Below are 26,885 nucleotides of genomic sequence, written 5' to 3' on the forward strand. Positions count from 1 at the left end.
CCCCAGAACGCCGGGAAGCTCCATGTTTTGCGAGGGCCGGAGCCGACAGGCTCATCGGCATGAGAACCGCAGTTGTCACGATCATCGCGGCCGTCACGGCTGCCGTCAGTGCGGTGCCCGCGGGTGCGGCACCTCAGCTACCGCCGCCCAACGACGTCGCGCTGCGAGCCGCGATCAGCGGGTTGCCCAGCCGGGAGACGACCGGGGCGCTGGTCAGGATCACCGGGTCGGCGGGTGCCTGGTCCGGCGTTGCCGGGGTGTCCGACATCCGCACGGGCGCGCCGGTGCGAGCGGGTGGACGCTTCCGGATCGGCAGCACCACGAAGGTCTTCACCGGCGTGATGGTGTTGCAGCTGGCCCAGGAGCGGCGGATCGACCTCAACGAGTCCGTGCAGCGGTATCTGCCAGGCGTGTTGCCGGCCGACTACCCGCCCGTTCCCGTGTACACGCTGCTTGATCACACATCCGGCTTGCCGTCGGTGGACATCCCTGGGCTGAACGACCCGCGTTGGGTCCTCGAACACCGCTTCGAGCACTGGAGCCCGCGTCAGGTGGTGGACACCGCGCTACGGCATCCGATCGACTTCCAGCCCGGCACTGCCCAGAAGTACACGAACACCGCCTACGTCACGGCCGGCATGATCGTCGAGAAGGTGACCGGACGTTCCTACGCGCGAAACCTGCGCGAACGGATCACCGGGCCGCTGGGTCTGTGGGACACCTACTACCCGGGAGACGACCCGAGTCTGCCCAACGCGGCAGCACGCGGATATCTCGACGTGGACGGCGAGCTCGTGGACGCGACCGAGATGAACCAGTCGATTCCCGGCGCGGCCGGCGCAATCGTCTCCACCGCCGAGGACCTGGACGGGTTCATCACCGGCCTGTTCCGCGGCCGCCTGCTGGGGCGCGAGATGATGACGAGGCTCTTCACCGTTCCGGACGTGCCCACGTTCGGCGGAGGCGGTCCGGCCCTCTACAGCCAGGGCCTGATGAGGATCGTCGTGAACGGCGTCGAGGTGTGGGGGAAGACCGGCAGCCGGCACGGCTACTCCAGCGGCGTCTTCGCGACGCGTGGCCTGGAGCGGAAGCTGGTGTACTCGGTGAACCCGACGACGAAGTCCTCGGACGGCCAGCCGCTGATCGTCCAGCAGATCGCCGCCGCGGCGACGAGCTGACTCGGACCGTGGTCCGATCCGCCGGGGCTTCGGCGGTGACAACGTTCAGGTATGAGATTTCCTGGGGCGTTGCTTGGTGGAACGGCGTTGGTGCTCGGGCCGGTGCTGCTGTTGGCCGGAACGTTGGCGCGGTCGCCGTTCCACTTCTTCTTTCCGGACCAGCTGAGGGCCGCGGCGGAACATCCGGCGCTCATGACGGCGGCCTACACCGCTTTTCTGGCCGGAAATGTGGTGATGTGGCTCGCGGTGGCGCTCCTCGTGCAACGGATCGGCGTCACCAGGCCGGCGTGGGCGACCTGGGCCGGGATGCTGGTGACGGTCGGGCTGTTCGAGCGGACGTTCCACGCCGGGGTGGACCAGGCGGCGTTCAGCGCCACCGAGCACCTCGGCCTCGAACGTGCGACGGACCTGGTCGCCAAGGGATACGGCGACCTGCACCTGTTCAGCTACCTGTCGTTCACGATCATGTTCGGCTGGTTCGTGCTCGCGATCGCGGCCTACCTCGCCGGCGAGCTCGGCAAAGTGCGCTCAGTGGCGCTGGCGACCATGGGGCTGTTGCCGCTCGGCGTGCTGAAGGGCACCGAGGTGGTGTCGATCGTGGGAACCGTTGGGTTGTGCATTGCCTTGGTACCGCTGGGGATCAGCGTGCTGGCTGAGCAGAAGCCCACCAAACGGCAGGTGCTCATCGCGCTGCCGACCACGCTCGGACTAGGGGCGCTCGCGGTGCTCAGCACCCTTGGTTGAGAGCGGCGCGACGAACCAGAGGCCGGAGAACACGACCAGGGCCAGCGCACCCACGACGATCGCGGCCCACGTCGGCAGGATCACCTCGACCACCAGCAGGACGGTGCCGGTCATGGCGAGGGCCAGAAAGGCGAGGCCTACCAGGGCGAAGGCGTTGCCCGTGCGGACGACCTCCTCGCGCCGGCCCTGGCGGAACAGAACGCGGTGCCAGGCAGCCGGGGCGGTCAGGAACGCGACCGCCGCCGCGGCGCACAGGACCGTGACCAGATGGGTGACGCGCACATGTCCGCTGATCGACGCGTATTTGTCGGTGAAGGCGATCGAGAGCAGGAAACCGAACAGGATCTGCACACCGGCCTGAGCCACCCGCAGCTCCTGGAGCAGCTCGTTCACGTTGCGGGTGAGTCTGCGCTGGTGGGATTCCCCGGTTTCACTCACGGGAAAAACCTACCCGGGAAGAGCCCATTTGAAACGGCGACACCCGTCTCAAAAATGGCGGAACAGAGCCGATTCCACTATGCAAGAGAGCCATGAAGACGTTTGCAGTCGCGGTTGCCGCCACTCTCCTGCTCACGGGTACCGCGCAGGCGGAACCCGCGCACGTGGCCCACGCGTCCGGCAAGTTCGAGAAGTTCAGCGAGACGGCCAAGGCCGTCACGTACGACGAGAAGGTCCCGAGTGGAGCCAAGGTGCTCGTCCTCGGAGTGCCGACGATCAGCGGTGGCACGACGGTCATCTTGACGCTCAAGGGATTGCTGCCGAACCGGGCGTACGGCGCGCACGTGCACGTCAACAAGTGCGGCAAGGAGCCAGCCGCTGCCGGACCGCACTTCCAGCACGTCGTGGACCCGAAGCAGCCGTCAGTGGATCCCGCGTATGCCAACCCGCACAACGAGATCTGGCTCGACGTGCACACGGACGGCCACGGGTTCGCGTACACGTCGTCCACTGTGGACTGGCAGTTCACCGACCGGCACGCGCAGTCCGTCGTCGTCCACAACGAACACACGCACACCAAGCCCGGTGAGGCAGGCACGGCCGGACCGCGGCTCGCTTGCGTGAACGTCCAGTTCTAAAAGCGGTTGATCACGAAGAAGTCGGTGACGAACGCGACCGGGTCGCCCGCGGTGTTGCGGCCGATCCAGGTCGGGTAGACACCGTCGCCCCACCCGGTCGAGAACGCCACGACGTTCAGCCCGGAATGAGGGTCGGTGACGTTGGCCGGGCCGCGGCCACCGCCCACCTTGCCCAGAGCGTCGATGAGGTCGCAGTTGCCGGCCTCGTCGTCGCTCGCCAGCCGGTCGATCGCCGAAGCAGCGGAGAGGTCGAAGAACGCGCCGGTGCTCGACTTCACGTCGTAGCCGAACTCCTCCTGCATCGGCACGAGCTCACCCGGCAGCACGGCGGGCGTCCACGAGTACGCGGGCTCGTCCCGCACCGTCACCCTGGCCGCGGCGACCCGATAGCCCTGGCGCAGATCCGGGTAGCCGTCGCCGTCCACCCACGAGACCAGCGAGACCGACACCGGGTAGGTGCCGGGCTCGACGGTCTCGGTGAACGCCTGGGCGTCCTCCGGCCACACCACGAACGGGTCCGCCGCCACGAGCCTGCCGGTCGGCAACGCCAGTTCGCCCACCTGCTGCACGGCCACGACCTGCTGTTCGCCGCCGCCGGTCGCCTTGCCGACCGGCCCGTCGACGAAGAACCGCTCGAACCCGGACCTGATCAGTTGAACCGCCCCCACGCGTAGGCCACCTCCAGGGGGCATGTTGGCAGAAGGCTCCGACACCCGATCGGGGCACCGGGGGTGTTCGCGCTGCGTGAAGTCCGCCCGAGCGGAACCGCGCAGGTGCAAGGCTTTTGAGCATGGGGACGATCGAAGTTGTACTGGGCGACATCACGGCTGAACGAGTGGACGCGATCGTCACGGCGGCGAACGAGTCGCTGCTCGGTGGCGGCGGGGTGGACGGGGCGATTCACCGGGCAGCCGGGCCGAGGCTGGCGGAGGCGGGTTCGAAGCTCGCGCCGTGCGAACCGGGGAAGGCTGTGGCGACGCCCGCGTTCGACCTCGCGCCGGTGAAGTACGTGATCCACACGGTCGGGCCGGTGTGGGAGGGCGGAGAGCAAGGCGAGGACGAGATCCTGACGAGCTGCTATCTGAGCTCGCTGGAGCTGGCCGAGGAGCTCGGCGTCGAGAGCATCGCCTTCCCGGCCATCGCGACCGGGATCTACGGGTTCCCCACCGCACGGGCAGCGCGGCTGGCGATCCGGGCGGTGCGGTCGCTGCCGGTCATCGACCGGATTCGACTGGTGGCATTCGACGAGGAGACCTGTCAGCTGCTGGCCGCGGAGCTCGCCGGACCGGCGTGACGAACGTCGCAGCCGGGACGGCTCAGCGGTCACGTTCGGTGAAGATCGCGGCAGGTCAGTGCCGTAACCTGAAGGGCGTGTCCGTTCCCTCCACCCTGAAGATCGGCCCGTTCGCCGTCGACCCGCCCGTCGTGCTGGCCCCCATGGCCGGCATCACCAACGTGGCGTTCCGGCAGCTGTGCCGTCAGTACGGGGCCGGGCTCTACGTCTGCGAGATGATCACGGCGCGGGCGCTGGTGGAGCGCGACGCCATGACCATGCACATGATCACGTTCGACGAGGGTGAGAACCCGCGGTCGATGCAGCTCTACGGGGTCGACCCGAAGAACGTCGGCGAGGCCACGAAGATGATCGTGGCCGAGAACCTCGCCGACCACATGGACATGAACTTCGGGTGCCCGGTGCCCAAGGTGACGCGCAAGGGTGGCGGGGCCGCGCTGCCGTACAAGCGCGAGCTGTTCCGGCAGATCGTGCGGGCCGCGGTGCGCAACGCCGGAGACATGCCGGTCACCGTGAAGTTCCGCATCGGCATCGACGACGACCACCTGACGTACCTCGACGCGGGGCGCATCGCACAAGACGAGGGCGCACAGGCCGTGGCACTGCACGCGCGCACGGCGTCGCAGCGGTACTCCGGCAAGGCCGACTGGAGCAAGATCGCGCGGCTCAAGGAAGCCGTCACGAGCATCCCGGTCCTGGGCAACGGCGACATCTTCAGCGCGCAGGACGCCCTCGACATGGTCGCGGAGACAGGCTGCGACGGGGTGGTCGTCGGGCGCGGATGCCTTGGCCGGCCGTGGTTGTTCCGCGACCTGCAGGCGGCGTTCCAGGGCAACGAGATCCCCGAGGGCCCGAACCTCGGCGAGGTGGCGGAGATCCTCCGGACGCACGCGCAGCTGCTCGCCGCCCACTACGGCGAGGACAAGGGCCTGCGGGACCTGCGCAAGCACATGGCCTGGTACTGGCACGGCTTCCCGGTCGGCGGCGACACGCGCCGGGCGTTCGCGATGGTGTCGAGCCTGCAGCAGCTGGACGACCTGATCGGCCAGCTCGACCCGACCGTTCCCTTCCCGGAGAACGCGGAGGGGCCGCGCGGCCGGCAGGGTTCCTCGGCCAAGGTCGTGCTGCCGGAGGGGTGGCTGGACGACCCCGAGGACGCGACGGTGCCGGCCGGCGCGGACGTGATGCACTCCGGTGGCTGAACGGGTCGCGGTCTTACTGGCCTCGCTCGCGCTCCTCGCGGGCTGTGCCGGTCCGGTCGCGGGCACCGCACGACCGGTCCAGCTGACCGACGGCGGCAAGGCGAAGTTCAAGACGTACTACGAGCGCCTCAACAAGGCAGGCGACGAGAGCCCTTCCCAGCAGCAGAAGTTGCTGAAGGACACCCAGCATCCGGACTTCCGGCAGAAAACGTGCGATCTGCGCGGCGCCACGATCAAGGTCGAACCGACCTGGTCGACGCTTCGCACCGACGCCGACTGGGCACCCCCTGGCGAGAAGGCCCATCCGCGCGGCGACGTCTACGTCCTCGCGGTGACGATCACGCTGCGCCAGGACGACGCGGTGATCGGCAGTCAGATCGGATCGCTGCACGTCGTGCTTCTGGACGACGAGGTGTACGGGTTCGCGCCCTGTCTTGGTGGCTGAACGGGTTGTTGATCACCCAAGCTCACTGGATCGGAGCAGCTGACGGTCAACCGGACGGGGGAAATCCCACCCCCACGCGTCCTTCTAGCTCAAGCGCCGCCTCTCAGGAGACGACACCTGGCAAGTAAGGAGGTGACCGCGATGACCGCGCTGCGACCCGAGATCGCAGAGACCACGCAGGACGACGCCAGCGTCGACCGGCAGGGTCCCGGACTGGTGGGGCTGCACGAGTCCATCGCGACGTTGCTCGCCTCCCGCGGCCAGTGGCGCCAGGCCTACCAGCACCTGCGTTCCGCTCTCGATCTCGTCCACGCCGACCAGGTCGAGGAGCCGCACGTTCCCGAACAGCTGCGCCGCGAGGTCGACCGGCTGCGCAGGGAGCACGCCGAGGCACGCGAGCAGAGCCTGCGCGACAGCCTCACCGACTCCTACAACCGCCGCTACCTCGACCAGCGGCTGATGGACATGCTGACCGAGCACGGCGCGTCCCGGTACGGGCTCGCCATCGCGTTGATCGACCTCGACTGGTTCAAGCAGGTCAACGACAACTTCGGGCACCTGCTGGGCGACCGCGTGCTGCAACGCGTGGTGGAGCTGCTCCAGCAGGGCCTGCCCGAGCACGCTTTCTGCGCCCGCTACGGCGGCGAGGAGTTCGTGCTGGTGCTGCCGCGGGTGGACGCCGCGACAGCCGTGGAGATCGCCGAGGCGGCCCGCGAACGTGTCGAGCGTCACCCGTGGCAGGAGATCGCGCCGGGGCTGCGCGTGACCGTCAGCGCGGGCCTCGCCTACGAGCCGCCGGCGGACGAGGCTCCGCAACGCCCGGCGGTGAGCGCCGAGCAGCAGCTGCTGCGCGCCGACAGCCTGCTCTACACGGCCAAGCAGTCGGGACGCAACGCGGTGGCGTACCGTGCAGACGGGCGGGTCCGCCTCGCAGGCGAGGCGTCTGGTAGGCGTGCCATCACCGAGACACGTGTTCTCGGTTACTACTGAGTGAGCTGGCTCACCCGTTCAGGGCAAGCGGACTGCGCGTAATCGCGTACAGATCGAAGCCGTATCACCCGGAGTGGTCGTCAGAAGTCGGCTACATCCGTAGTATCGCGGGCGCAACTGACACGCCGGTGATGCAACCCTTGTGTCCCGGTCGTCGTCAACTCGTAATGACGAACCGCTTTTAGCTTCTGACCCAGAAGGGAGATTGGGTGCCCGACGACCCCCGACGTGGCGGCCCCTCTTCCCGTGGTGATCAGGATCCCCAGCAGCAGGACCAGCCGACCGGCCGTAGACGTCGCTCGATGGAAGGCTCTGGGGGCCTGAGCGTCTCGGACCTCATCGAGCAGCACAGCAGGACGAACATCCCCCGGCCCGTCCCGCCAGGCTCGCCCGAAGCTCCCACGACAGGCAGGCGTGCCCTGCCTGACCCACCCGCACCAGCAACGGGCAGGCGTGCTCTGCCCGACCCACCGGCAACGGGCAGGCGCGCACTGCCCGATCCGCCTGTGCAACCGCCTGTGCAACAGCCTCAGCCACCGCGGCAGCAGCCGCCCGTCGCCCACCGGCCTGGTGAGCAGACGGGAACGCGCCCGCGGCCGCAGATGGCCGACCAGGCACCGCCGCGGCCCGCGCAGAACGGCGCCTACCCGCCTCCTCCTGGCGAGCAGACCGGGACGCGACCGCGTCCCGACGCGACCGGGATGCAGCGCAGGCCGGTTCCCCCCGGTGAGCAGACCGGCCCACGGCCCATGCCGCCGAACGGCGCTCCCAACGGTGCCCCGAACGGTGTTCCGCGCCGGCTCGCGCCCGGCGACGCCCCGTCGTCCAACGGCGTCCAGCGCCCTCCGGCACCCGTGGACCCGCGCCGCGTGCCTCCCGGTGACGCAGGCTCGTCGAACGGCATCCCGCGGCGTCCCGCACCGAACGGGGTGCCCGAGGCGAACGGCATGCCCAGCGGCACGATCCGCCGCCCGGCGCCCGAGACCAACGGCGCACCGCCGCGCCGGCTCGCTCCTGGCGACGCGCCGTCGCAGAACGGCATCCCGCGCCCGCCCGCTCCCAAGGCACCGGACGCGCCGGAAGCCCCTGCGCCCCGCCGCCTGCTGCCAGGTGAGCCGCCGTCGTCCACCGGCATTTCGCGCCCGTCCGCCCCTGGCGAGGGGCCGGACCGCCGTGCCGTGCCCCCGAACGGGGACCTGACCGGCAGGCACCCGATGCCGTCCCGCGCGGAGTCGAGCGGCCCCCGGCCGATGCCCCCGAGGGCGGAGTCGAGCGGCCCGCGGCCCGCACCCATCGCCAACCGGCTCGGCGGCGCTCCCGCCGGACCGGCCGGTCCCGGTAGCCCTGCCGCGCCCCCAGCGGCGGCAGGCGGTGCCCCCGCGGCGCCGGGCAAGCCCGCTGCCGAGGAGCCCAAGGCCGACGCGCCCGGCCCGGAAGCCACCCAGATCGCCGCGGCGGTCGGAGTGGCCAAGGTCGAGAAGCGCGAGGACATGGACCCGATGTGCCTCACCACCGAGATGGAGGCCATCGGCGACGACGTCAAGAAGCGGCGCGAGGTCGACCACACGCTCGCGCGGTTCTCGGCGGTGCACGACGAGCTGCTCGAGCAGGAGCGCCAGCGCAAGGAACGGCGCGCCAAGCTCATGCCGTGGGTCAAGGACGAGGACGAGCTGGATGAGGCGACCCAGTTCGCCGACCCGGTGAGCCTCGTCGAGGGCGAGGAGGACGGCGAGAAGAAGATCGCTGGCCGCACGCCCCAGCAGCGCAGGCTGATGCGCGGCGCCAAGGTCGGGGCGATCGCCGCCGCGGCCGTGGTGTTCGTGTCGACCGGCTTCGCCTGGGCCGCGACGAAGTACGCCGACTCCAAGATCCCGAAGATCGACGCACTGGGCGGCAACTCGCAGGCCGTGCAGCAGGCGGAGAAGCAGCTCGGTGACGAGAACTTCCTGCTCGTCGGCTCGGACACCAGGGCGGGCGCGAAGCCGGAGGACAACGTCGGCACCCAGGCCGAGGAGGGTGGCGCGCGGTCGGACGTGATCATGCTCGCGCACATCCCCGCGGACCGTAAGCGCATGGTCATCGTGTCGCTGCCGCGCGACGTGCGGGTCGACCGGCCCGCGTGCCGCAGCTGGAACCCGGACAACGGCCAGTACGGCGGACCGCTCGCTCCCGAGAAGGGGGTCATGGCCAACTCCGTGTACGGCAACGGAGGGCCCGAGTGCGTGGCCAACATGATGACCCAGCTGTCCGGCCTCAACATCAACCACTTCATCAGCATCGACTTCAACGGCTTCCGCGAGATGTCGACGGCGATCGGCGGCGTGCAGATCTGCACGCCCAAGGCGATCAAGGACGACGAGCTCGGTGTCGTCATCGACAAGCCGGGCAAGTACACGCTCAAGGGCGACCAGGCCCTGTCATACGTCCGCGCCCGCAAGGTCGCCGGTGACGTCGGCGGAGACTTCGACCGCATCAAGCGGCAGCAGGGTTTCCTGTCGGCGATGCTGCGCCAGTCGTTGTCGAACGAGGTGCTGCTGAGCCCGACCAAGCTCAACAACTTCATCAACGCGCTCACGAAGTCCACGGTCGGCGACAACATCGGTGTCGCGCAGCTGCTGGAGCTCGCGAACTCGTTGCAGAGCCTGGACGCCGGGCGCGTGTCGTTCGTGACGATGCCGCACTGGACCGACGAGGGCCCGACGAAGTCGAACGACGACAACATCGAGCGCCTGCGGGACGACGACGTCAAGAAGCTGTTCCAGACGATCATCGACGGAACGCCGCTGCCGCAGGAGAAGCCGATCGACTCGAAGCCGGGTGACCCGAACAGCACGCCGGTCCAGCCCGGCACGGTGATCGACCCCAAGGAGGTCGCCGTCCAGGTGCGCAACGGCAACCCGAACAACGGCGGCGCGGCCGGTCGCACATCGTCCGCGTTGCAGCAGAACGGGTTCAAGGTCGTGCAGGTCGGTGACTCGCCGAGGGAGGCGAAGACCACGATCAAGTACGCGAAGGGGAACGAGAACAAGGCGGCGACCCTCAAGGCCGCTGTTCCCACCGCGGAACTGGTGGAGGCGCCCGAGATGGGCGGCGCCATCCTGCTGACCCTCGGCTCGAACTTCGACGACAACGTCGTGGCGCCGAAGCCGGGCAGCACCCCGCAGGGCACCAACCAGGGACAAGCGGGCAATGATCTGTCCATTGTGAACGCCGCACAGGACCCCTGCGCGAAGTGATTCGCCTGGGGTTCACCTCGGGTTCATCCTGGCATGTCGCTGCCGCGATGGTCGGGACGTAGGCTGAGCGCCATGCGCGAGGCCTACCATGACCAGCTAGAAGAGCTCGCCGGACGACTGGCCGACATGACCGGCATGGTCGCGGCAGCGATGGAGAACGCGACCGCCGCTCTGCTGGGGGCCGACCTCGGCCTCGCGGAGCAGGTCATCAGCGGTGACCAGAAGGTCGACGACGTCCGCTCCAGCATCGAGGAGCAGTCGTACGCGCTGCTCGCGTTGCAGGCACCGGTCGCGACGGACCTGCGCACCGTGCTCGCGGTGATCCACGCCGCCGAGAGCGTCGAGCGCATGGGCGACCTGGCGCTGCACGTGGCGAAGGCCGCGCGGCGCAGGCACCCGGCATCGGCGCTGCCGGAGGACGTGCAGCCGTACTTCGCCGAGATGGGCCGGATCGCGGTCAAGCTCGCCACCGAGGCGGCCGAGATCATCCGTGAGAAGGACGTCGACCGCGCTCGCAGCCTCGAGGAAGAGGACGACGCGATGGACGACATCCACCGTCACCTGTTCTCGGTGATCATGGACAAGGACTGGCAGCACGGCGTCCCCACCGCGGTGGACGTCACGCTGCTCGGCCGCTTCTACGAGCGCTACGGCGACCACGCCGTGTCGGTCGCCAAGCGCACGGTCTTCGTCGTCACCGGCCGGATGCCCGGCTACGGTGGCGACGAGAACCTCTAGGCACCTCTACCTGAACTGCCCATCGCGTTCTGCCGCGAGCTCCGGATCGGCGTAAGCCTCGGAGAACTCGGCGAGCACGGTGGGCAGTTCTTCGTCCCACTCCTTGAGGGCTTCTTCCCGGGGCAGATCCCGTGCCTCGACGGTGAAGTACGCCCACGCGCGCACGATGTCCGGCAGCAGAGCCAGATCCTCGTCACTCACGTGCAACCGCGCGGCCACGTTCAGGATCAGCACGGCGGTGAGCGACGCCGGTCCGTACACCACGGGATCGCGGTTCTGTTCCACCGCAGCGGAAGCGACGATCCGGGCGAACGCCCGTGCGGCCTCGACGTCCGCGATCCCGTGCTCTGAAGCCAGGAACGCCTCGACGACCTCGTCCGTCCTCTTCGGACTGATGGCGGGAGTCTCGTAGTCACCCGGCACCAGCAGGCTCACGCGCGCCTCGGCGAGCGACATCAGCAGAACGGGGTGCAGGGCGTCCTCGTCGTCGCCGATCAGGCTTTCCTCGGCTTCGTCGTCCGGGCCGTCGGACCAGAACTGCTCGACGTCCGGCCACAGGCGGTCGAACACCTGCTCCGCGGTCAGCGGCGTGATCACGTTCCGGAACGCCTGAGGCGTCGAGGAGATCATGTCCTCGAGCAACGCGATCGTGCCCTCGTCCGGCGTGGAGAACAGCTCGATCGAGGTGGCTCCGAGCACCGGCTGCCGCATGAACATCATCGTCTCGGCAACACCCGCGCGGTCCTGGGTGAACGCGATGACCTCCACGTCCCCCAGCAGGTTCGTGACGAGGAACGCGTCGCGGAACTGCGGCAGCGCGCCCGGCGAGTACCAGCCCGGCTCCTCGACACCCTTGGCCGCCAGGTCGTTCGCCGCGGTCGTGACCATGGCCCTCAGGTCGGCGTCGCCCACCCCGGACAACGCACGGAGCGCCGTGAGCGCCTCCGGCTGCTCGATCTGGCTCAGGGCGTCGACCATCCGCCCGTACTCGGACGTGAAGGCCTCCAGCCAGTCCTCGAACCGCCAGGCACCGAGCCACAGCGTGCCGAACAGCTCGCTGGCCCACGACTCGGCCAGCAGCCACGACTCGGAACGCAACGCGGCCGCCGACTCCAGCAGCGGTGCGTAGGGCGACTGCTGCTGAGGCCGGCGGCCGGGTGCCTTGCCTTGCTTCTTCTTGCGGCTCTTGCTCTGCGGGCTCACGCCCAGAAATTTAGCCGAACCGGCCGGAGATGTAGTCCTCGGTCGCCTTCTGGCCGGGGTTGGAGAAGATCTTCTCCGTGTCGTCCACCTCGATCAGCTGACCCGGCTGACCGACTCCCAGCAGGTTGAAGAACGCGGTCTGGTCGGACACGCGCGCGGCCTGCTGCATGTTGTGAGTCACGATGACGATCGTGTACTCCTTCTTCAGCTCCGTGATCAGGTCCTCGATCGCCAGCGTGGAGATCGGGTCCAGCGCGGAACAGGGCTCGTCCATCAGCAGGACGTCCGGCTGCACCGCGATCGCGCGGGCGATGCACAGACGCTGCTGCTGACCACCGGAGAGGCCGCCGCCCGGCTTGTCGAGGCGGTCCTTGACCTCGTTCCAGAGGTTGGCGCCGCGCAACGAGCGCTCGGCGACCTCGTCGAGCTCCTTCTTGTTCTTCACGCCCGCGAGCCGCAACCCCGCCACCACGTTGTCGCGAATGGACATCGTGGGGAACGGGTTCGGCCGCTGGAACACCATGCCGATGGTGCGGCGCACCTCGACCGGGTCCACAGTGGACGCGTAGATGTCCTCGCCGTCGAGCAGCACCTTGCCCTCGACGCGCGCGCCGATGGCGACCTCGTGCATGCGGTTGAGCGACCGCAGCACGGTCGACTTGCCGCAACCGGAGGGGCCGATGAACGCGGTCACGTTCTTCGGCGGTACCGCGAGCGAGACGTTCTCCACGGCGTGGAACTTGCCGTAGTAGAGGTTCAGGTCCTTGATGTCGAGTCGCTTGGCCATGTCCGCCCGCTCACTTCGTCTTCGGCGCCAGCGCCCGTGAGATCACGGTCGCCAGCAGGTTGAACAGGGTGATGATCAGCACGAGCGTGATCGCCGCGCCCCAGATGCGCTCGAAGCCCGCCTGCGTCGGGTTGTTGCGCTCGTTCACCATCAACAACGGCAGCGAGGCCATCGGGCCCTGGAACAGGTTGAAGTTGATGTACGGGGCGTACGCCGCCAGCACCAGCACCGGCGCGGTCTCACCCATGACGCGGGCGAGAGCGAGCATGATGCCGGTCAGGATGCCGGACAGCGCCGTCGGGATGACGATCTTCACGATCGTCTTCCACTTCGGGATGCCCAGCGCGTAGGAGGCCTCGCGCAGCTCGTCCGGGACGATCTTGAGCATCTCCTCGGTGGTGCGCACGACGACCGGCACCATCAGCAGCACCAGCGCGAGCGACACGGCGAGGGCGCTGCGGCCGAGGCCGAAGTACGTGATCCACACCGTGTAGACGAACAGCGCGGCGACGATCGACGGGACACCGGTCAGGATGTCGACCATGAACGTCGTGGCACGGGACAGCTTCGAACGGCCGCCGTACTCCACGAGGTAGATCGCGACCATGATGCCGATCGGCACCGAGATCACGCCGCACACCAGGCCTTGGACCACGGTGCCGTAGATCGCGTGGTACGCGCCGCCGCCCTGCTGACGGGAGAGCAGGCCGGAGAGCGACTTCTGCCACCAGTCAGCGTGGAGCACGACCGGGAAGCCGCGCTGCACCACGGTGTAGAGCACCCACACCAGCGGGATGATGGCGACGAGGAACGCACCCCACACGAGCGCGGTGGCGAGGCCGTTCTTGAAGCGGCGGGCCGCGCTCACCGCCTGGAACGTCGGCGGTGTCGCGAGGCGCTGGGGATCCGCGGACAGGGTGCTCACTCGTACTCCTTGTGGCCGGCGACGATCGAGCGCGCCATGGCGTTGACCACGAAGGTCAGCACGAACAGCACGAGACCGGCGGCGATGTAGGCACCGGCGGAACGCGGGTCGTTGAACTCCGGCGCGGCCAGGGCGATCTTCGACGCGAACGTGCTGCCACCGTCGAAGAGGGAGAAGCCGAACGAGCTGGAGGCGGTGCTCAGGATGACCGCGACGGCGATCGTCTCACCGAGCGCGCGGCCGAGACCGAGCATCGAGGCGCTGATGTAACCGGCCTTGCCGAACGGCAGCACCGTCGTGCGCACGACCTCCCACTTGGTCGCGCCCAGCGCGATCGCGCCCTCGATGTGCATCGTCGGCGTGCGCTCGAAGACCTCGCGGCTGACGGCCGTGATGATCGGCAGGATCATCACCGCGACGACGATGCCCGCGGTGAAGACGGTGCCGCCGAGCTGCACGTTGACGTTGCCCTTGGCGAAGATCGGGATCCAGCCGAGGTTGTCGATCAGCCAGCTGGAGAACGGGTACAGCACCGGCCCGAGCACGAACAGGCCCCACAGACCGAAGACGATCGAGGGGACCGCGGCGAGCAGGTCGACGACGTACGCGAACGGCCGGGACAGGTGGCGCGGCGCGTACTGCGTGAGGAACAGCGCGATGCCCATCGAGATCGGCATCGCGATCAGCAGCGCCAGGAGTGCGACGACGACCGTCACGAGCAGGAGGTCCAGGATGCCGAACCGCAGGTTCGACGGATCCGTGGTGGTCCACTCGCGGCTGGTCAGGAAGTTGACGTTGTCCAGTCCGAGCGACGGGATCGCCTGCAGGATCAGGAAGAGCCCGATCGCGCCGATGATCGCGACGATGAAGACACCAGAACCCGTTGCCATCCCGCGGAAGATCCGGTCACCGGGGCGAACGTGAACTCTGGTCTCGGTCTCTGGAGCTTCCGGTGTCGGGGGAATCGGAGCCTCCGTGGCAGTGGGAGCAGCCGCAACGCCCCGCTCGGCTCCGGTGTATCCGGAGCCGGCGGGGCGCTTGGCCACGACGGGATCGTTCATCGCGTCTGCGTCAGCCGAAGTTTCGCATCAACCTCAGGCGATCGCCTTGACGGCGGTCAGGATCTTGTCCTGGAACGCCTTGGGCAGCGGCACGTAGCCGGCCTCGGCGAGCTGCGCCTGCCCGCTGCTGGCGGCAACGGTCAGGAACGCCTTGACGGCCTTCGCGGTGTCGGCGTCGTAGCCCTTGGAGCAGACGATCTCGTAGGTCGCGAGCAGCAGCGGGTACGCACCGGCGGCCTTGGTGCCGTAGATCGAGTTCAGGTCGAGGACCAGGTTGTTGCCCTCGCCCTTGACCTTGGCACCGTCGATGGCCTTGCCGGCCGACTCGGCGGACAGCTCGACCGCGCCGGCACCGGCGTCGATCTTGGCGGTCGAGAGCTTGTTGTCCTGCGCGAACGACCACTCGACGTAGGTGATCGCACCGTCGATGGAGCCAACGGCCTGCGCGACACCGGCGGACTTCTCCTTGCCCTCGCCGACACCGCCCTTGAACTGCTTGCCGTCACCCTTGGTCCAGCCACCGGCGGCGGTCAGGTACTTCTGGAAGTTGTCGGTCGTGCCCGACTCGTCCGAGCGGTAGATGACCGCGATGTCCTTGTCCGGCAGCGTGGCGGAGGAGTTGAGGGCCTTGATGGCCGGGTCGTTCCACTTCTTGACCGCGCCGGAGAAGATCGCGGCGGTGGTCTTGGCGTCCAGCACGAGGCTGTCCACACCGGAGACCTTGTAGCCGATCGCGACCGGGCCGAAGACCAGCGGGAGGTTCCACGCCGGGTTGCTCTGGCAGCGCTTGGTGGCCGCCTCGGTCTCGGCGCCGTCCTTCAGCGCGGAGTCCGAGCCACCGAAGTCGACGAGACCGGCGTTGAAGTTCTTCACGCCCGCGCCGGAGCCGGACGGGTTGTACGCGAGGTCGGCGCTGGGGCAAGCAGCCTTGTACGCCTGGACGAACGCGTCGACCGCGTTCTTCTGCGCGGAAGAGCCCTCGGCGTTCAGCTTGGTCTTGCCACCACACTCGACAGGCACGGAGGTACCGCTGGTCGGCGTGCTGCCGCCGGCCGCCGTGTTGTTGTCACTGCCACACGCACTGAGCAGAAGCGCGCTGGCCGCAACGAGGCCGAGCACGGCGCCGTGCCGCTGGATCTTCACCTTGGTCCTCCACCTTGCGGAAGCGATTCAAGCGGTTCGCGACGGACGTCGCCGCTCGCTACGGAAGGTAGGTAGCGATAGTGGACAGACCGCCTAAACAAAGTGAACGAGGGGTGAACAGAGGACGGGAAGTGACGGGTGACACCACCAGATGGGTGACGGCGTGACCTGGGCGTTTGCGTTTCGTGACGCTTCGTTCACTACCGGGCGTACTGGACGTCAGCATCCCAAAGAGTGAATCCCAACCCAGTGTAAACACGCACTGCCGGAGCGTTGTCGGCCTCGACATAAAGCATCACTTCTTTGACGCCTTGTTGCCGCAAATGCGCGAGCCCGGCGAGCGTCAGCGCCTTGCCGAGACCACCGCCCTGCCGGTCCGGGTCGACACCCACCACGTAGACCTCACCGAGGTCCGGGGTGTGCACCTTCGTCCAGTGGAAGCCCGCCAGCCGGCCGTCCGCGTCGAACGCGAGCAGGAAGCCCTTCGCGTCGAACCATTCCTCGCCCTCCTTGGCCCGGACGTCCTCGATCGACATCGAGCCCTGCTCCGGGTGCCAGTCGAACGCGCGGTGGTTCACGTAGACGACCGCGGCCTCGTCCTTGCCGGGGACGAACGGCCTGATGGTGATGCCCTCGGGGATCTTCGGCTCGGGCAGCTCGTGCTCGACCCGCAGCCGCATCCTCAGCAGCTCGCGCACCTTGCGGAAGCCCATCTTCTCCGCGAGCTTCTCGGCGTCCGGGTGCCCGCCGTGCGCCCAGATCCGCAGGGGCTCCTGCGGGAGCGCTTTCACGAGTGCCTCGCCCACGCCCTGATGGCGGTACTTCGGGTGCACGGCGAACTCGGCGACCTTGTGGCCGCCCGAGTCACCGATCATGTCGACGTGCGCGTACCCGGCGAGCTCGCCGTTCAGGTGCGCGAGGAGGTGCTTGCTGCCGTGCGCACCAGGGCGCATCCGCAGTCGCACGGCCTCGCCGACCGGTGCCACGCCGTCGGTGCTCTCGGCAGCCGCCAGCAATTGCCCGACCTCGGCAGCCTGATCGGTCGTCAGCTCGTCGTACCAGCTCAGTTGCGCCACACAGGCGAACCTACCGCGCGATCAAACGCTCATCCAGAACGTGGACCGAGTCACTGATCTCGTCGACCTCGGCCATCTCGGCCGGGCGGCGCGACGAGCCGGGGCGCGGGGGGCGCACGAACTTGTAGCCGACGTTGCGCACCGTGCCGATCAACGCCTCGTGCTCGGGGCCGAGCTTGGCGCGCAGCCGTCGCACGTGCACGTCGACCGTGCGGGTGCCGCCGAAGAAGTCGTAGCCCCAGACCTCCTGCAGCAGCTGCGCGCGGGTGAAGACCCGGCCGGCGTGCTGCGCGAGGTACTTGAGCAGCTCGAACTCCTTGTAGGTGAGGTCGAGCGGGCGGCCCTTGAGGCGCGCGGTGTAGGTGGCCTCGTCGATCACGAGGTCGCCGAGCTGCAGAGCGCCGTCGCCGCCGGGCTGGGTGGAGCCGCGGCGCGAGCGCACCAGGCGCAGGCGGGCGTCGACCTCGGCCGGGCCGGAGTTCGGCAGCAGGATCTCGTCGACCGACCAGTCGGAGTTGACGGCGACCAGACCGCCCTCGGTGACGACCGCCACCACGGGCACGTCCACGCCGGACGAGTCGAGCAAGCGGCACAGCGAGCGGGCGCCGACGAGATCGGTGCGGGCGTCGACCAGCACGATGTCGTGGGGACCGGCTTCGAGCAGTGCGGAGACCTCGGGACGCAGCGGGCGGACCGCGTGCGGGAGCAGTGCCAGCGCGGGCAGCACGGCCTCCGGGTCGGGGTCTGTCGTCAGCAGCAGCACGTCGATGCTCATCGCGGCGCCCTCCTTCTCGGCCGTGGTCTGGTCACCTCTGACCAGCACACGGGCGTACGGTGACCGGGCCCCGTTGCCTGCGGATGACGGAGACAATACCGGTGCAACCCGAGAAAGTCCCAGGTCAAGAAGTCGTGCTCACAGTTGTTTCCACAAGCGTCACGCCTGTTACATCCATGTCACATGACGGCGTGCGCTTGCAGGGCGTCCACTACAAGAGTGAAAACGACCTCGCTTTCGTTGTGGGACACGGATTCACGAACAACGTGACCAAGCCGTACGTCGCGCGGGTCCTGGCCCGGCTGGCCGCGCACGGCGGTGTCGTCGCGTACGACTTCCGCGGCCACGGACGGTCCGAGGGACGCTCCACGGTCGGCGCGGACGAGATCCACGACATCGAAGCGGCGGTGCTCACCGCCCGCGAACTGGGTTACTCGAAGATCGCCACGGTCGGGTTCTCGATGGGTGCCTCGATCGTCATCCGGCACGCCGCGCTGGGTGAAACCAGGCCTGATGCCGTGGTCTCCGTGAGCGGCCCGGCCAGGTGGTGGTCGCGGGAGACGGCACCGATGCGGCGCGTCCACTGGTTGCTGGAGCAGCCGCACGGCAAGCTGGCCGCACGGGCACTCGGGGTTCGGCTCGGCGACAGCTGGGTACAACCGCCGGAGAGTCCGCTGGAGGTGGTGGCGCGGATCACGCCCACCCCACTGCTGATCGTGCACGGTGACCTGGACCACTATTTCGACCAGGAGCACGCCAAGTCACTGCACCGCGCGTCCTCAGGACATGCCGAGCTGTGGATCGAGCCCGGTATGCGGCACGCGGAATCAGCCGCGACTCCAGACCTGGTAGACCGGATGGCGGCATGGATCGCCGGCAAAGTCGAGGACGAGGAATGACTGCGCACACCCCTGCACGGCCCCGGAAGAAGTCCCGGCGCGGGAAGTTCCTCCTGATCACGGTGATCGTGCTGGCACTGCTGCTGGTGGCCGCCGACTTCGCGCTGGCGGCGGCCGGCGAGTACCAGATCGCCCAGCGGATGCGGGAGAAGCTGCAGCTCGACGAGGACCCGTCGGTGCGCATCAACGGCTTCCCGTTCATGCTCCAGGCGGTCCGCGGCGACTACACGCACGTGGCGATCGACGCGTCCGGCGTGCCGATCAAGAACGAGGCGCAGGGCGTCGACCTGCGCGACCTCGACATCCACGCCGACCTGCGGCACACCCGCGTGGAGCTCGCCGACCTGCTGGCGGGCAACGTCTCCAAGGCGACCATCGACCAGGTCGAGGGCAGCGTCAAGATCAAGTCGCTGGACCTGAACCGGCTCGCGAGCCAGGTCACGCCGTTCGACAAGCTCTCGATCGACCCGGACAACCGGGTCACCACGACGACGACCACCACCACGACGGCCGCTGACACGCCGCCGGCGCCGCAGACGACCGCCGCGATCAAGCTCTCCGGCCAGACCAACGTCGCGGGCAAGGACGTCAAGCTCACCGCGTACGGCCAGGTCTCGCTGGCCGGTGGCGCCATCCAGATCACGGTCGACGAGATCACGCTGGACGACCTCTCGCTCAAGAACATCATCCCGACGCTGCGCCAGGCGCTCGCGGTCAAGATCGACCCGGGCAAGCTGCCGTTCGGCGCCACGCCCACCGCCGTGCGGGTGGAGCCGGGTGCGTTCGTGCTGTCCGGCGTCATCGCGGATGTACCGTTGGTCCAACGATGACTGGTGTGTGGGCGCTGCTGGGCGCGCTGGCCGTGGCCGGTGCGATCGGTGTGCTGCTCAAGGTCCGCGAGGGCCGCATCACTTCGCGTGAGACTTCCGCCGACCTGCCCGCTCCCGTGCGCGACCTGCTCGCGCCGGGGGTGACGCTGGTCCAGCTCTCCACCACGTTCTGCGCGCCGTGCCGGCACGCGAAGGTGATCCTGAGCGACCTGGCGTCGCGCACCGACGGCCTCACGCACGCCGAGCTGGACGTGACGAACCTGCCGGACGTGGCCGCTTCGCTGGGCGTCATGCGCACGCCCACCACGTTGGCTCTCACGGCTGACGGCGTGGAGGTGTTGCGAGTCGGTGGCGTGCCGAAACGCGACACTTTGCTCGCCGCGCTGGAGCCACATCTGCCCTAATCCGGTCGAGTGAACCTGGGTTGTTCCACCAGATGGACATACCTCCCGGACCGAGGGATTGAGGGCTACCCTCGCTGGCATGACAATGCTGCTCACGAAGCGACGCGCGGTTGACCTGTGCCGCGTCCGCAGCAGCCTGTGTCGCACGACGAGCTGATTGGGCCGCTTGACGCCCAGCAGCTACCTCTGACGGACTGAATTTCTCCTCGTCCGAATGTCCGGAGGTCGTCGTGCCCAAAGATGCCCCAGTAGACCCGCGCGGACCGCGCTTCTCCGCCTGGATGACCACCATCGTCCTGGCCATCGTTCTCCTCACCGGCTGGTGGCGACTGCTCGCCGCGCAGACGGTGCTGTTCGCGATGTGCGCGTTCATCTCGCTGAAGCTCAACCCGTGGGGCCACGTCTACCGCTACGCGATCCAGCCCCGGATCACCCCGACCACCGAACGCGAAGAGGCGGCACCGCTGCGCTTCGCCCAGGGCGTCGGTTTCGTGTTCGCGTTGATCGGAACCCTCGGCTACGCCACGGGTCTGACGACGCTCGGCCTGGTGGCCACGGCCCTCGCACTGGTGGCAGCGCTGCTCAACGCCGCGCTGGGCCTGTGCCTCGGGTGCGAGATGTACCTGCTGCTGCGCCGGTACGCACCCGCCTTCGCACGTCCGCAATCGCAATAAGCCCACGCACTACCAACAGGAGCAACGTCCCATGAGCCGTGAGAACGTGCTGGTCTCGGCCGCCTGGTCCGAGGAGAACCTCCAGACGCCCGGCGTCGTGTTCGTGGAGGTCGACGAGGACACCACCGCGTACGAAGGCGGCCACATCCCCGGCGCCGTGCGCATCGACTGGAAGACCGAACTCCAGGACCAGGTCCGCCGCGACTTCGTGGACCGCGAGGGCTTCGAGAAGCTGCTCTCGGCCAAGGGCATCTCCAACGACGACCAGGTGATCCTCTACGGCGGCAACAACAACTGGTTCGCGGCCTACGCGTACTGGTACTTCAAGCTGTACGGGCACGGCGACGTGAAGCTGCTCGACGGCGGCCGCAAGAAGTGGGAGCTCGACGGCCGTCCCCTCGACAAGGAGGAGGTCACCCGTTCCGCGACCTCCTACAAGGCGCAGGAGCAGGACCTCTCGATCCGCGCCTTCCGCGACGAGGTCGTCGACGCCATCGGCAACAAGAACCTCGTCGACGTGCGTTCCCCTGACGAGTTCTCCGGCAAGCTGCTGGCCCCGGCCCACCTCCCGCAGGAGCAGGCCCAGCGCGCCGGCCACATCCCCTCGGCCGTGAACGTGCCGTGGTCGAAGGCCGCCAACGAGGACGGCACCTTCAAGTCCGACGACGAGCTCCGCGAGATCTACGCCGAGACGGGCTTCGACGGCAGCCGCAAGACCATCGCCTACTGCCGCATCGGCGAGCGCTCCTCGCACACCTGGTTCGCCCTGCGCGAGCTCCTCGGCCACGAAGACGTCAAGAACTACGACGGTTCTTGGACGGAGTACGGCTCGCTCGTCGGCGTGCCGATCGAACTCGGTTCCGGCAAGGAGGCCTGATTCTCATGTCCGACTCATGCGGCGCGCCCGTCCAGGGCGGCTCCATCGACGTTGCAACCACCGAAACCGTCCTGCAGGGCAAGGTCGTCGCTGACGGGTCTCCGGTCGGTGGCGCCTACGTCCGCCTGCTGGACTCGACCGGCGAGTTCACCGCCGAGGTCGTCTCCTCGCCTGAGGGGGACTTCCGGTTCTTCGCGGCGCCTGGCAGCTGGACTGTTCGCGCTCTGCACAAGACCGGCAACGGCCAGGCCGACATCTCGGCGTCGGGCCCCGGCATCCACGAGCTGCAGATCGCAGTCGCCTGACACCTGGTTGGTATGACGAAGGGCCCGGCGGTGTTGACCGCCGGGCCCTTCCACGTCCGAAGGCAAGGAACGCGCCCGGAACGGCGGCACGAACTGAGTCCTCCACCACCACAACCCTGCACGTCAACCGGGGCGAGATATCCTCCACCCCGTGGAACACATCTTCACCGGACTCCTGGTGCTAGTGACCATCGCAGTCATGTGGTTCGCGGGCTACGTCGTGTACCGCCTCTACTCCGACCAGCGATGACCGCAGGCACCCCCATCCCGGGCAGCGGCGACGAAGCCATCCGCCTGGCAGAAGAGCGAGCCGCGGCGACGCGGGCCCGCAACCTTCCCCAGTTCACCGACATGCCCGTCCCGGGCGACACGGCGAACCTGCGGGAAGGGGCGAACCTCAACGACGCCCTGCTGTCAGTGCTCCCACTGGTAGGCGTCTGGCGAGGCGAAGGCGAGATCGTCTACCCGACGATCGACGGGCCGTTCCGCTTCGGCCAGCAGATCACCTTCGCCCACGACGGCCGCCCGTTCCTCGTCTACGAAGCGAGGTCATGGCTGCTCAACGAGGCCGGCGAGGTCATCCGCCCGGCAGCGAGAGAACAGGGCTTCTGGCGCCCGCAGCCGGACGACACCATCGAGCTGCTGCTCACGCACAACACGGGCATCGTCGAGCTGTACTACGGCAAGCCGCGCACGAACACCTCCTGGGAGTTCGAGACGGACGCCGTGATCCGCAGCGCGAGCGCCAAGGAAGTCCAGGGCTCGCAGCGCCTCTACGGCATCGTCAACAACGGCGATCTCGCCTACGTGGAGGAGCGGGCGATGGTCGGCCAGCCGATGCAACCGCACGCGTCGGCACACCTCAAGCGCATCGTCGGCTGACCTGACGCACGGCCGGGTCGACACGCGGACAACTTCGGGTCGTGGGATTGTTCAACAATCCCACGATTCCCCGTAACATGGGTCCATGCTGCTCCGGCGCTGCGGAACCGACGCCCTCCTGGTCGAGGTCGACTCACTGACCGAGGTGGCGGCCGTCCGCGCGGCTCTCGAAGGCCTCGACGGCGTTGACGAACTGGTGCCCGCTGCCAGAACAGTGCTGGTCAAGGGTGCCCTCACCCAGGTCAGGGAAGTACTCGCCACCGTCGACCTGACCAAGGCGCCCAAGACCCACCCCCGCGAGATCACCATCCCGGTGATCTACGACGGACCGGACCTCGACCTGGTCGCCGAAACGGCGAGCATCAGCCCCGAAGAGGTCGTCAAGCTCCACACCGACGCCACCTACGAGGTCGCGTTCTGCGGTTTCGCACCCGGCTTCGGCTACCTGACCGGCCTGCCCGCGTCACTCCAGCAGCCGCGGCTCGACTCGCCGCGCACGAAGGTTCCGGCAGGCAGCGTCGGCATCGCGGGTGAGTTCACCGCCGCCTACCCCAGGGCCACACCGGGCGGTTGGCGATTGATCGGCCGCACCGAGATCACGCTGTTCGACCCGTTGGCCGAGACCCCCGTGCTGCTGCAGCCCGGCGATCAGGTCAGGTTCGTGGTGGCATGAACCGCAAGATCACGATCATCCGCACCGGACCGCAGGCGCTGGTCCAGGACCTCGGCCGCCCCGGCAACGCGCACCTCGGCGTGCCGCCGTCCGGCGCGGTCGACCCGGACTCGCTCAAGCTCGCCAACCGGCTCGTCGGCAACGACGAAGCCGCCGCCGGGCTCGAACTCCTGCTGGGCGGCTCGGAGCTCACCGCCGACGCGTCCTGCACGATCGCGGTGACCGGCCCGCACACAAGACTCTGGATCGACGACAAGCTCGCCGACTCGCACCAGCCGTTGCACCTGCCCAAGGGCTCGACGCTGAAGATCGGCACGCCGGACACCGGCCTGCGCACCTACCTGGCGATCTCCGGCGGCATCGACGTCCCGGAAGAGCTCGGCAGCCGCTCGACCGACCTGCTGTCCGGAATCGGTCCAGACCCGTTGCGGGACAACGACGTTCTGCCGCTCGGTACGCCGAACGTCCCAACCGGAGCGGATGTGGTGCCACCACACCGAGCGCTGCAAACGTTGGTCATCCCGATCCTGCTCGGCCCGCGCGACGACTGGTTCGACGACGCGGAAACCCAGCTGAGGCAAGGGGAATGGTCTGTCAGCGACCGCAGCAACCGGGTCGGCGCGCGACTCAACGGGACGAAGCTGAATCGTCGTGACGGCGAGATTCCCAGCGAGGGGATGATCACCGGCTCGGTCCAGGTGCCGCCGGACGGCCAGCCGGTGGTCTTCCTGAACGACCATCCGACGACGGGCGGCTATCCCGTCATCGGCGTGGTCGACCGTGATCACCTGGGATTTCTCGGCCAGGCGCGGCCGGGGACGAGCGTCAGGTTCCGCCCGATCGTCTGAGGACCACACCGTTGACCTAGTGGTCCAGACCAAAGTACCGTAACTGACAGGCCGCCGCGGACCTCTACCTACCTGGAGCTCCGCATGCGCCGAATCCCTGCCCTCCTAGCGATTTTGGTCGCTGTGCTCGCATTGGCGGTCCCTGCACAGGCCGCCACGGGCATCACCGCGACCTTCTCCCGCACCGGCACGAGTGGCAAGTTCGTGGTCGCCAACGCGACCGCGACCGCGCTCAACGGGTGGTCGATCAAGTTCGACCTGCCGGCCGGTGTCTCGGTCAGCAACGTCCAGAACGCGACGACCACCCAGAGCGGCACGAGAGTGACCCTCACTCCGGCCTTCTACATCAACAACATCCCCGCCGGACGGAACACCGAGCCGTACAGCCCGACGTTCACGTTGAGCTCGGCCTCCGACCCGGCCACCTGCACGATCAACAACATGGCGTGCGACGGCAGCGGTGATCCGGCGCCGCCCGCCAGTGGTGTCACCGCCGACTACTCGGTCGCCGGCGGCACCGCGAAGTTCATCGTGCGCAACAACACCACCGCGGCCATCGCCGACTGGTCGATCGTCTTCACGCTGCCCAACGGCGTGACCGTCAGCAACGGCCAGAACGGCACGGTTGCCCAGTCCGGCAACCAGGTCACGCTGACTCCCGCCTACTACAACAAGAGCGTCGCGGCGAGCGGTAGCACCGAGCCGTACAGCCCGACGTTCTCCATCAGCTCCAACGTGGATCCGGTGACGTGCCGCATCAACAACGCGAACTGCAGCGGCGCTCCGGACACTCCGCCAAGCGCGCCAACGGGTCTGACCTCGCCGAGCAAGACCACGCGCACGGTGACGTTGCAGTGGAACGCCTCCACGGCGGGATCGCTGCCGATCGCGGGCTACGACGTCTACAACGGCAGCACCCTCGCGACGAGCAGCACCACGACGTCCGCGATCGTCACCGGCCTGAACCCGAACACCGCGTACTCGTTCACCGTGCGGGCCAAGGACACCAAGGGCACGCAGTCGGCACCGAGCGCGGCGGTGAGCGTCACGACCAACAACCCCGCCACCGACACGACACCGCCGAGCGTGCCGGGCAACCTGCGTTCGACCGCCAAGGACGCGGGCAGCATCACGTTGGCCTGGAACGCTTCCACGGACAACAGCGGTGTCGCGAACTACGACGTCTACCAGGGCTCGACCGTGAAGATGACGGTCTCCGGCACGACGACGACCGTCAGCGGCCTCGCGCCGTCGACGAGCTACACGTTCACCGTCCGGGCCCGCGACACCTACGACAACGTGTCGGCGGCGAGCAACGCGGTCACGGAGACCACGAGTGACATCGTCAGCGGGTACGCCCGCGTCGGGTACTTCGTGCAGTGGGGCATCTACGGGCGCCAATACTTCGTGAAGGACATGGACGCCGCGAAGCTGACGCACGTCAACTACGCGTTCGGCAACATCGACCCGGTCAACCTGACGTGTCTGCAAGGTGTCACCAAGGGCACCACGGCGAACCCGCAGGACCCGAGCCAGGGTGACGGCGCGGGCGACGCGGAAGCCGACTACAGCAGGCCGATGAGCGCGGCGCAGTCGGTCGACGGCGTGGCCGACAGCGGCTGGGAACCGTTGCGCGGCAACTACAACCAGCTAAAGAAGCTGAAGGCGAAGTTCCCGAACCTCAAGGTGCTGATCTCGCTCGGCGGCTGGACGTACTCGAAGTACTTCTCCGACGTCGCGGCGACCGACGCCTCGCGCAAGAAGTTCGTGTCGTCGTGCATCGACATCTATCTGAAGGGCAACCTGCCGACCTACAACGGCGCCGGTGGTCCCGGCACCGCGGCGGGCATCTTCGACGGCTTCGACCTCGACTGGGAGTGGCCGGGTGCGGAAGGCCACGCGGGCAACCACTTCGGCCCGCAGGACAAGGCCAACAACACCCTGCTGATCGAGGAGTTCCGCCGGCAGATCGACGCGTACGGCGCCACCACCGGCAAGCGCTACCAGATCACCGCGTTCACCCCGGCCGACCCCGGCAAGATCGCGACGGGCTGGGAGCTCGGGCGGGTCGCGCAGTCGATGGACATCTTCAACGTCCAGGGCTACGACTTCCACGGCTCCGGCAGCGACAACTCGTGGGAGCCGAACCGGACCGGGCACCAGGGCAACCTCTACCCGGACCCGGACGACCCGTACTCCTTCCACTTCGACGTGGCGAGCACGGTGCAGGCCTACCTCGACGCCGGGGTGCCGTCGCGCAAGATCACGCTCGGGCTCGCGTTCTACGGCCGCGGCTGGCAGAACGTGGTCGACGGCGGCAAGAAGGGTGAGTGGCAACAGGCGGGTGGTGCGGCACCGGGCCAGTTCCCGGAGGAGGCGGGCACGCGCGGGTACGCCAACCTCGTCGCGTCCGTGCCGAACTGCACCGTCTATCACGACGAGGTCGCCGTGGCGACGTCCTGCTACACCGGCAACCAGTGGTGGACCTTCGATGACGCGTGGTCGATCCAGCGCAAGACCGCGTGGCTGAAGTCGAAGAACCTGCTCGGTGCGATGTTCTGGGAGATGTCGGGTGACCGCGGCCCGTTGATGGCCGCGGTCGACGCCGGACTCAAGTAGC

At 68.3% G+C, this 26,885-nt stretch carries 29 protein-coding genes; 20 read left to right on the forward strand and 9 right to left on the reverse strand.

The window, feature by feature from the left end; genetic code table 11:
* Positions 1-59: 59 nt before the first annotated feature.
* Positions 60-1,178 (forward strand): serine hydrolase domain-containing protein, encoded by a 1,119-nt coding sequence (locus ABZX92_RS26425; RefSeq protein ID WP_355564638.1) that lies wholly within the window; start codon positions 60-62, stop codon positions 1,176-1,178.
* A 51-nt stretch (positions 1,179-1,229) separates the two neighbouring features.
* Entirely contained in the window at positions 1,230-1,922 is a 693-nt protein-coding gene (locus ABZX92_RS26430) for a hypothetical protein (RefSeq protein WP_355564641.1), read from the forward strand.
* Here the strand turns inward: ABZX92_RS26430 and ABZX92_RS26435 are convergent.
* Positions 1,887-2,360, reverse strand: coding sequence for a DUF6328 family protein (locus ABZX92_RS26435; RefSeq protein WP_355564644.1), 474 nt, complete (start codon positions 2,358-2,360; stop codon positions 1,887-1,889). The genes ABZX92_RS26430 and ABZX92_RS26435 overlap by 36 nt on opposite strands.
* A 92-nt stretch (positions 2,361-2,452) precedes the next feature.
* Between ABZX92_RS26435 and ABZX92_RS26440 the strand changes: the two genes are divergently transcribed.
* A complete protein-coding gene (locus tag ABZX92_RS26440; RefSeq protein ID WP_355564647.1) occupies positions 2,453-2,998 on the forward strand; it encodes a superoxide dismutase family protein in 546 nt (181 codons plus the stop codon).
* On the opposite strand, the gene ABZX92_RS26445 is transcribed toward ABZX92_RS26440, so the two are convergent.
* Positions 2,995-3,666: a DUF4241 domain-containing protein gene (locus tag ABZX92_RS26445; RefSeq protein ID WP_355564650.1), complete on the reverse strand. Its 672-nt coding sequence runs from the start codon at positions 3,664-3,666 to the stop codon at positions 2,995-2,997. The two genes, ABZX92_RS26440 and ABZX92_RS26445, sit on opposite strands and share 4 nt — an antisense overlap.
* 122 nt (positions 3,667-3,788) lie before the next feature.
* Between ABZX92_RS26445 and ABZX92_RS26450 the strand changes: the two genes are divergently transcribed.
* The 6 genes from ABZX92_RS26450 to phoU all read left to right on the forward strand — a co-directional run bounded on the left by ABZX92_RS26450 (position 3,789) and on the right by phoU (position 10,903).
* The gene (locus ABZX92_RS26450; protein ID WP_355564653.1) at positions 3,789-4,292 is read left to right on the forward strand and encodes an O-acetyl-ADP-ribose deacetylase; all 504 of its coding nucleotides are present in this window, start codon (positions 3,789-3,791) and stop codon (positions 4,290-4,292) included.
* A gap of 77 nt (positions 4,293-4,369) precedes the next feature.
* Positions 4,370-5,494 (forward strand): tRNA dihydrouridine synthase DusB, encoded by a 1,125-nt coding sequence (gene dusB, locus ABZX92_RS26455; RefSeq protein ID WP_355564656.1) that lies wholly within the window; start codon positions 4,370-4,372, stop codon positions 5,492-5,494.
* On the forward strand, positions 5,487-5,939 hold the full coding sequence (locus tag ABZX92_RS26460) for a hypothetical protein (RefSeq protein ID WP_355564659.1): 453 nt from the start codon (positions 5,487-5,489) through the stop codon (positions 5,937-5,939). The genes dusB and ABZX92_RS26460 overlap by 8 nt, the downstream gene beginning before the upstream one ends.
* Before the next feature lie 141 nt (positions 5,940-6,080).
* Positions 6,081-6,929 (forward strand): GGDEF domain-containing protein, encoded by an 849-nt coding sequence (locus ABZX92_RS26465; protein WP_355564662.1) that lies wholly within the window; start codon positions 6,081-6,083, stop codon positions 6,927-6,929.
* Between the two features lie 518 nt (positions 6,930-7,447).
* Positions 7,448-10,165, forward strand: coding sequence for an LCP family protein (locus ABZX92_RS26470; protein WP_355564665.1), 2,718 nt, complete (start codon positions 7,448-7,450; stop codon positions 10,163-10,165).
* A 72-nt stretch (positions 10,166-10,237) separates the two neighbouring features.
* The gene (gene phoU / locus ABZX92_RS26475; RefSeq protein WP_355564668.1) at positions 10,238-10,903 is read left to right on the forward strand and encodes a phosphate signaling complex protein PhoU; all 666 of its coding nucleotides are present in this window, start codon (positions 10,238-10,240) and stop codon (positions 10,901-10,903) included.
* Positions 10,904-10,909: 6 nt separating this feature from the next.
* Here the strand turns inward: phoU and ABZX92_RS26480 are convergent, their stop codons facing one another.
* From ABZX92_RS26480 to ABZX92_RS26510, 7 genes are all read right to left on the reverse strand, one after another.
* Positions 10,910-12,106 (reverse strand): hypothetical protein, encoded by a 1,197-nt coding sequence (locus ABZX92_RS26480; protein WP_355564671.1) that lies wholly within the window; start codon positions 12,104-12,106, stop codon positions 10,910-10,912.
* A gap of 10 nt (positions 12,107-12,116) precedes the next feature.
* Positions 12,117-12,893, reverse strand: a complete 777-nt coding sequence (pstB, locus tag ABZX92_RS26485; RefSeq protein ID WP_355564674.1) for a phosphate ABC transporter ATP-binding protein PstB — start codon at positions 12,891-12,893, stop codon at positions 12,117-12,119.
* Between the two features lie 10 nt (positions 12,894-12,903).
* A complete protein-coding gene (gene pstA, locus ABZX92_RS26490; protein ID WP_355564676.1) occupies positions 12,904-13,818 on the reverse strand; it encodes a phosphate ABC transporter permease PstA in 915 nt (304 codons plus the stop codon).
* Complete coding sequence (gene pstC / locus ABZX92_RS26495) at positions 13,815-14,879, reverse strand: phosphate ABC transporter permease subunit PstC (protein ID WP_355564679.1); 1,065 nt, start codon at positions 14,877-14,879, stop codon at positions 13,815-13,817. The genes pstA and pstC overlap by 4 nt, the downstream gene beginning before the upstream one ends.
* Positions 14,880-14,912: 33 nt before the next feature.
* Positions 14,913-16,022 carry a phosphate ABC transporter substrate-binding protein PstS gene (gene pstS / locus ABZX92_RS26500; protein WP_355564682.1) on the reverse strand — a complete coding sequence of 370 codons (1,110 nt, stop codon included), beginning with the start codon at positions 16,020-16,022 and terminating at the stop codon, positions 14,913-14,915.
* Positions 16,023-16,222: 200 nt separating this feature from the next.
* Complete coding sequence (mshD, locus tag ABZX92_RS26505; RefSeq protein WP_355564685.1) at positions 16,223-17,098, reverse strand: mycothiol synthase; 876 nt, start codon at positions 17,096-17,098, stop codon at positions 16,223-16,225.
* A 10-nt stretch (positions 17,099-17,108) separates the two neighbouring features.
* A complete protein-coding gene (locus ABZX92_RS26510; protein WP_355564753.1) occupies positions 17,109-17,873 on the reverse strand; it encodes a response regulator transcription factor in 765 nt (254 codons plus the stop codon).
* A 176-nt stretch (positions 17,874-18,049) separates the two neighbouring features.
* On the opposite strand from ABZX92_RS26510, the gene ABZX92_RS26515 reads away from it, so the two are divergent.
* The 11 genes from ABZX92_RS26515 (at position 18,050) to ABZX92_RS26565 (ending at position 26,884) form a co-directional block, all read left to right on the forward strand.
* A complete protein-coding gene (locus ABZX92_RS26515) occupies positions 18,050-18,772 on the forward strand; it encodes an alpha/beta fold hydrolase (RefSeq protein WP_355564688.1) in 723 nt (240 codons plus the stop codon).
* Positions 18,769-19,602 (forward strand): DUF2993 domain-containing protein, encoded by an 834-nt coding sequence (locus ABZX92_RS26520; RefSeq protein WP_355564691.1) that lies wholly within the window; start codon positions 18,769-18,771, stop codon positions 19,600-19,602. The genes ABZX92_RS26515 and ABZX92_RS26520 overlap by 4 nt, the downstream gene beginning before the upstream one ends.
* Positions 19,599-20,006, forward strand: coding sequence for a thioredoxin family protein (locus ABZX92_RS26525; RefSeq protein WP_355564694.1), 408 nt, complete (start codon positions 19,599-19,601; stop codon positions 20,004-20,006). Before ABZX92_RS26520 ends, ABZX92_RS26525 begins: the two co-directional genes overlap by 4 nt.
* An 85-nt stretch (positions 20,007-20,091) precedes the next feature.
* On the forward strand, positions 20,092-20,163 hold the full coding sequence (locus tag ABZX92_RS26530) for a putative leader peptide (RefSeq protein WP_355300619.1): 72 nt from the start codon (positions 20,092-20,094) through the stop codon (positions 20,161-20,163).
* A gap of 73 nt (positions 20,164-20,236) precedes the next feature.
* Positions 20,237-20,680, forward strand: coding sequence for a DUF4395 domain-containing protein (locus tag ABZX92_RS26535; RefSeq protein WP_355564697.1), 444 nt, complete (start codon positions 20,237-20,239; stop codon positions 20,678-20,680).
* A 31-nt stretch (positions 20,681-20,711) separates the two neighbouring features.
* On the forward strand, positions 20,712-21,557 hold the full coding sequence (locus ABZX92_RS26540; protein ID WP_355564700.1) for a sulfurtransferase: 846 nt from the start codon (positions 20,712-20,714) through the stop codon (positions 21,555-21,557).
* A gap of 5 nt (positions 21,558-21,562) precedes the next feature.
* The gene (locus tag ABZX92_RS26545) at positions 21,563-21,862 is read left to right on the forward strand and encodes a DUF1416 domain-containing protein (protein ID WP_355564703.1); all 300 of its coding nucleotides are present in this window, start codon (positions 21,563-21,565) and stop codon (positions 21,860-21,862) included.
* 264 nt (positions 21,863-22,126) lie between these two features.
* Positions 22,127-22,744, forward strand: a complete 618-nt coding sequence (locus ABZX92_RS26550) for an FABP family protein (RefSeq protein WP_355564756.1) — start codon at positions 22,127-22,129, stop codon at positions 22,742-22,744.
* Between the two features lie 85 nt (positions 22,745-22,829).
* Positions 22,830-23,417: a 5-oxoprolinase subunit PxpB gene (pxpB, locus tag ABZX92_RS26555; RefSeq protein ID WP_355564706.1), complete on the forward strand. Its 588-nt coding sequence runs from the start codon at positions 22,830-22,832 to the stop codon at positions 23,415-23,417.
* The gene (locus tag ABZX92_RS26560; protein WP_355564709.1) at positions 23,414-24,265 is read left to right on the forward strand and encodes a biotin-dependent carboxyltransferase family protein; all 852 of its coding nucleotides are present in this window, start codon (positions 23,414-23,416) and stop codon (positions 24,263-24,265) included. Before pxpB ends, ABZX92_RS26560 begins: the two co-directional genes overlap by 4 nt.
* Positions 24,266-24,349: 84 nt before the next feature.
* The gene (locus ABZX92_RS26565) at positions 24,350-26,884 is read left to right on the forward strand and encodes a glycosyl hydrolase family 18 protein (RefSeq protein ID WP_355564712.1); all 2,535 of its coding nucleotides are present in this window, start codon (positions 24,350-24,352) and stop codon (positions 26,882-26,884) included.
* Position 26,885 lies beyond the last annotated feature (1 nt).

This window comes from Lentzea sp. NPDC006480 (assembly GCF_040611995.1).
GTDB lineage: Bacteria > Actinomycetota > Actinomycetes > Mycobacteriales > Pseudonocardiaceae > Lentzea.

Coding starts and splice junctions, on each gene's coding strand:
- pstB (WP_355564674.1), bottom strand. CDS start 12,893: ATGGCCAAGCGACTCGACATCAAGGACCTGAACCTCTACTACGGCAAG.
- ABZX92_RS26525 (WP_355564694.1), top strand. CDS start 19,599: ATGACTGGTGTGTGGGCGCTGCTGGGCGCGCTGGCCGTGGCCGGTGCG.
- ABZX92_RS26510 (WP_355564753.1), bottom strand. CDS start 17,873: ATGAGCATCGACGTGCTGCTGCTGACGACAGACCCCGACCCGGAGGCC.
- ABZX92_RS26465 (WP_355564662.1), top strand. CDS start 6,081: ATGACCGCGCTGCGACCCGAGATCGCAGAGACCACGCAGGACGACGCC.
- ABZX92_RS26425 (WP_355564638.1), top strand. CDS start 60: ATGAGAACCGCAGTTGTCACGATCATCGCGGCCGTCACGGCTGCCGTC.
- ABZX92_RS26560 (WP_355564709.1), top strand. CDS start 23,414: ATGAACCGCAAGATCACGATCATCCGCACCGGACCGCAGGCGCTGGTC.
- ABZX92_RS26440 (WP_355564647.1), top strand. CDS start 2,453: ATGAAGACGTTTGCAGTCGCGGTTGCCGCCACTCTCCTGCTCACGGGT.
- phoU (WP_355564668.1), top strand. CDS start 10,238: ATGCGCGAGGCCTACCATGACCAGCTAGAAGAGCTCGCCGGACGACTG.
- pstC (WP_355564679.1), bottom strand. CDS start 14,879: ATGAACGATCCCGTCGTGGCCAAGCGCCCCGCCGGCTCCGGATACACC.
- pxpB (WP_355564706.1), top strand. CDS start 22,830: ATGCTGCTCCGGCGCTGCGGAACCGACGCCCTCCTGGTCGAGGTCGAC.
- ABZX92_RS26515 (WP_355564688.1), top strand. CDS start 18,050: ATGTCACATGACGGCGTGCGCTTGCAGGGCGTCCACTACAAGAGTGAA.
- ABZX92_RS26450 (WP_355564653.1), top strand. CDS start 3,789: ATGGGGACGATCGAAGTTGTACTGGGCGACATCACGGCTGAACGAGTG.
- ABZX92_RS26545 (WP_355564703.1), top strand. CDS start 21,563: ATGTCCGACTCATGCGGCGCGCCCGTCCAGGGCGGCTCCATCGACGTT.
- ABZX92_RS26430 (WP_355564641.1), top strand. CDS start 1,230: ATGAGATTTCCTGGGGCGTTGCTTGGTGGAACGGCGTTGGTGCTCGGG.
- ABZX92_RS26520 (WP_355564691.1), top strand. CDS start 18,769: ATGACTGCGCACACCCCTGCACGGCCCCGGAAGAAGTCCCGGCGCGGG.
- ABZX92_RS26565 (WP_355564712.1), top strand. CDS start 24,350: ATGCGCCGAATCCCTGCCCTCCTAGCGATTTTGGTCGCTGTGCTCGCA.
- ABZX92_RS26540 (WP_355564700.1), top strand. CDS start 20,712: ATGAGCCGTGAGAACGTGCTGGTCTCGGCCGCCTGGTCCGAGGAGAAC.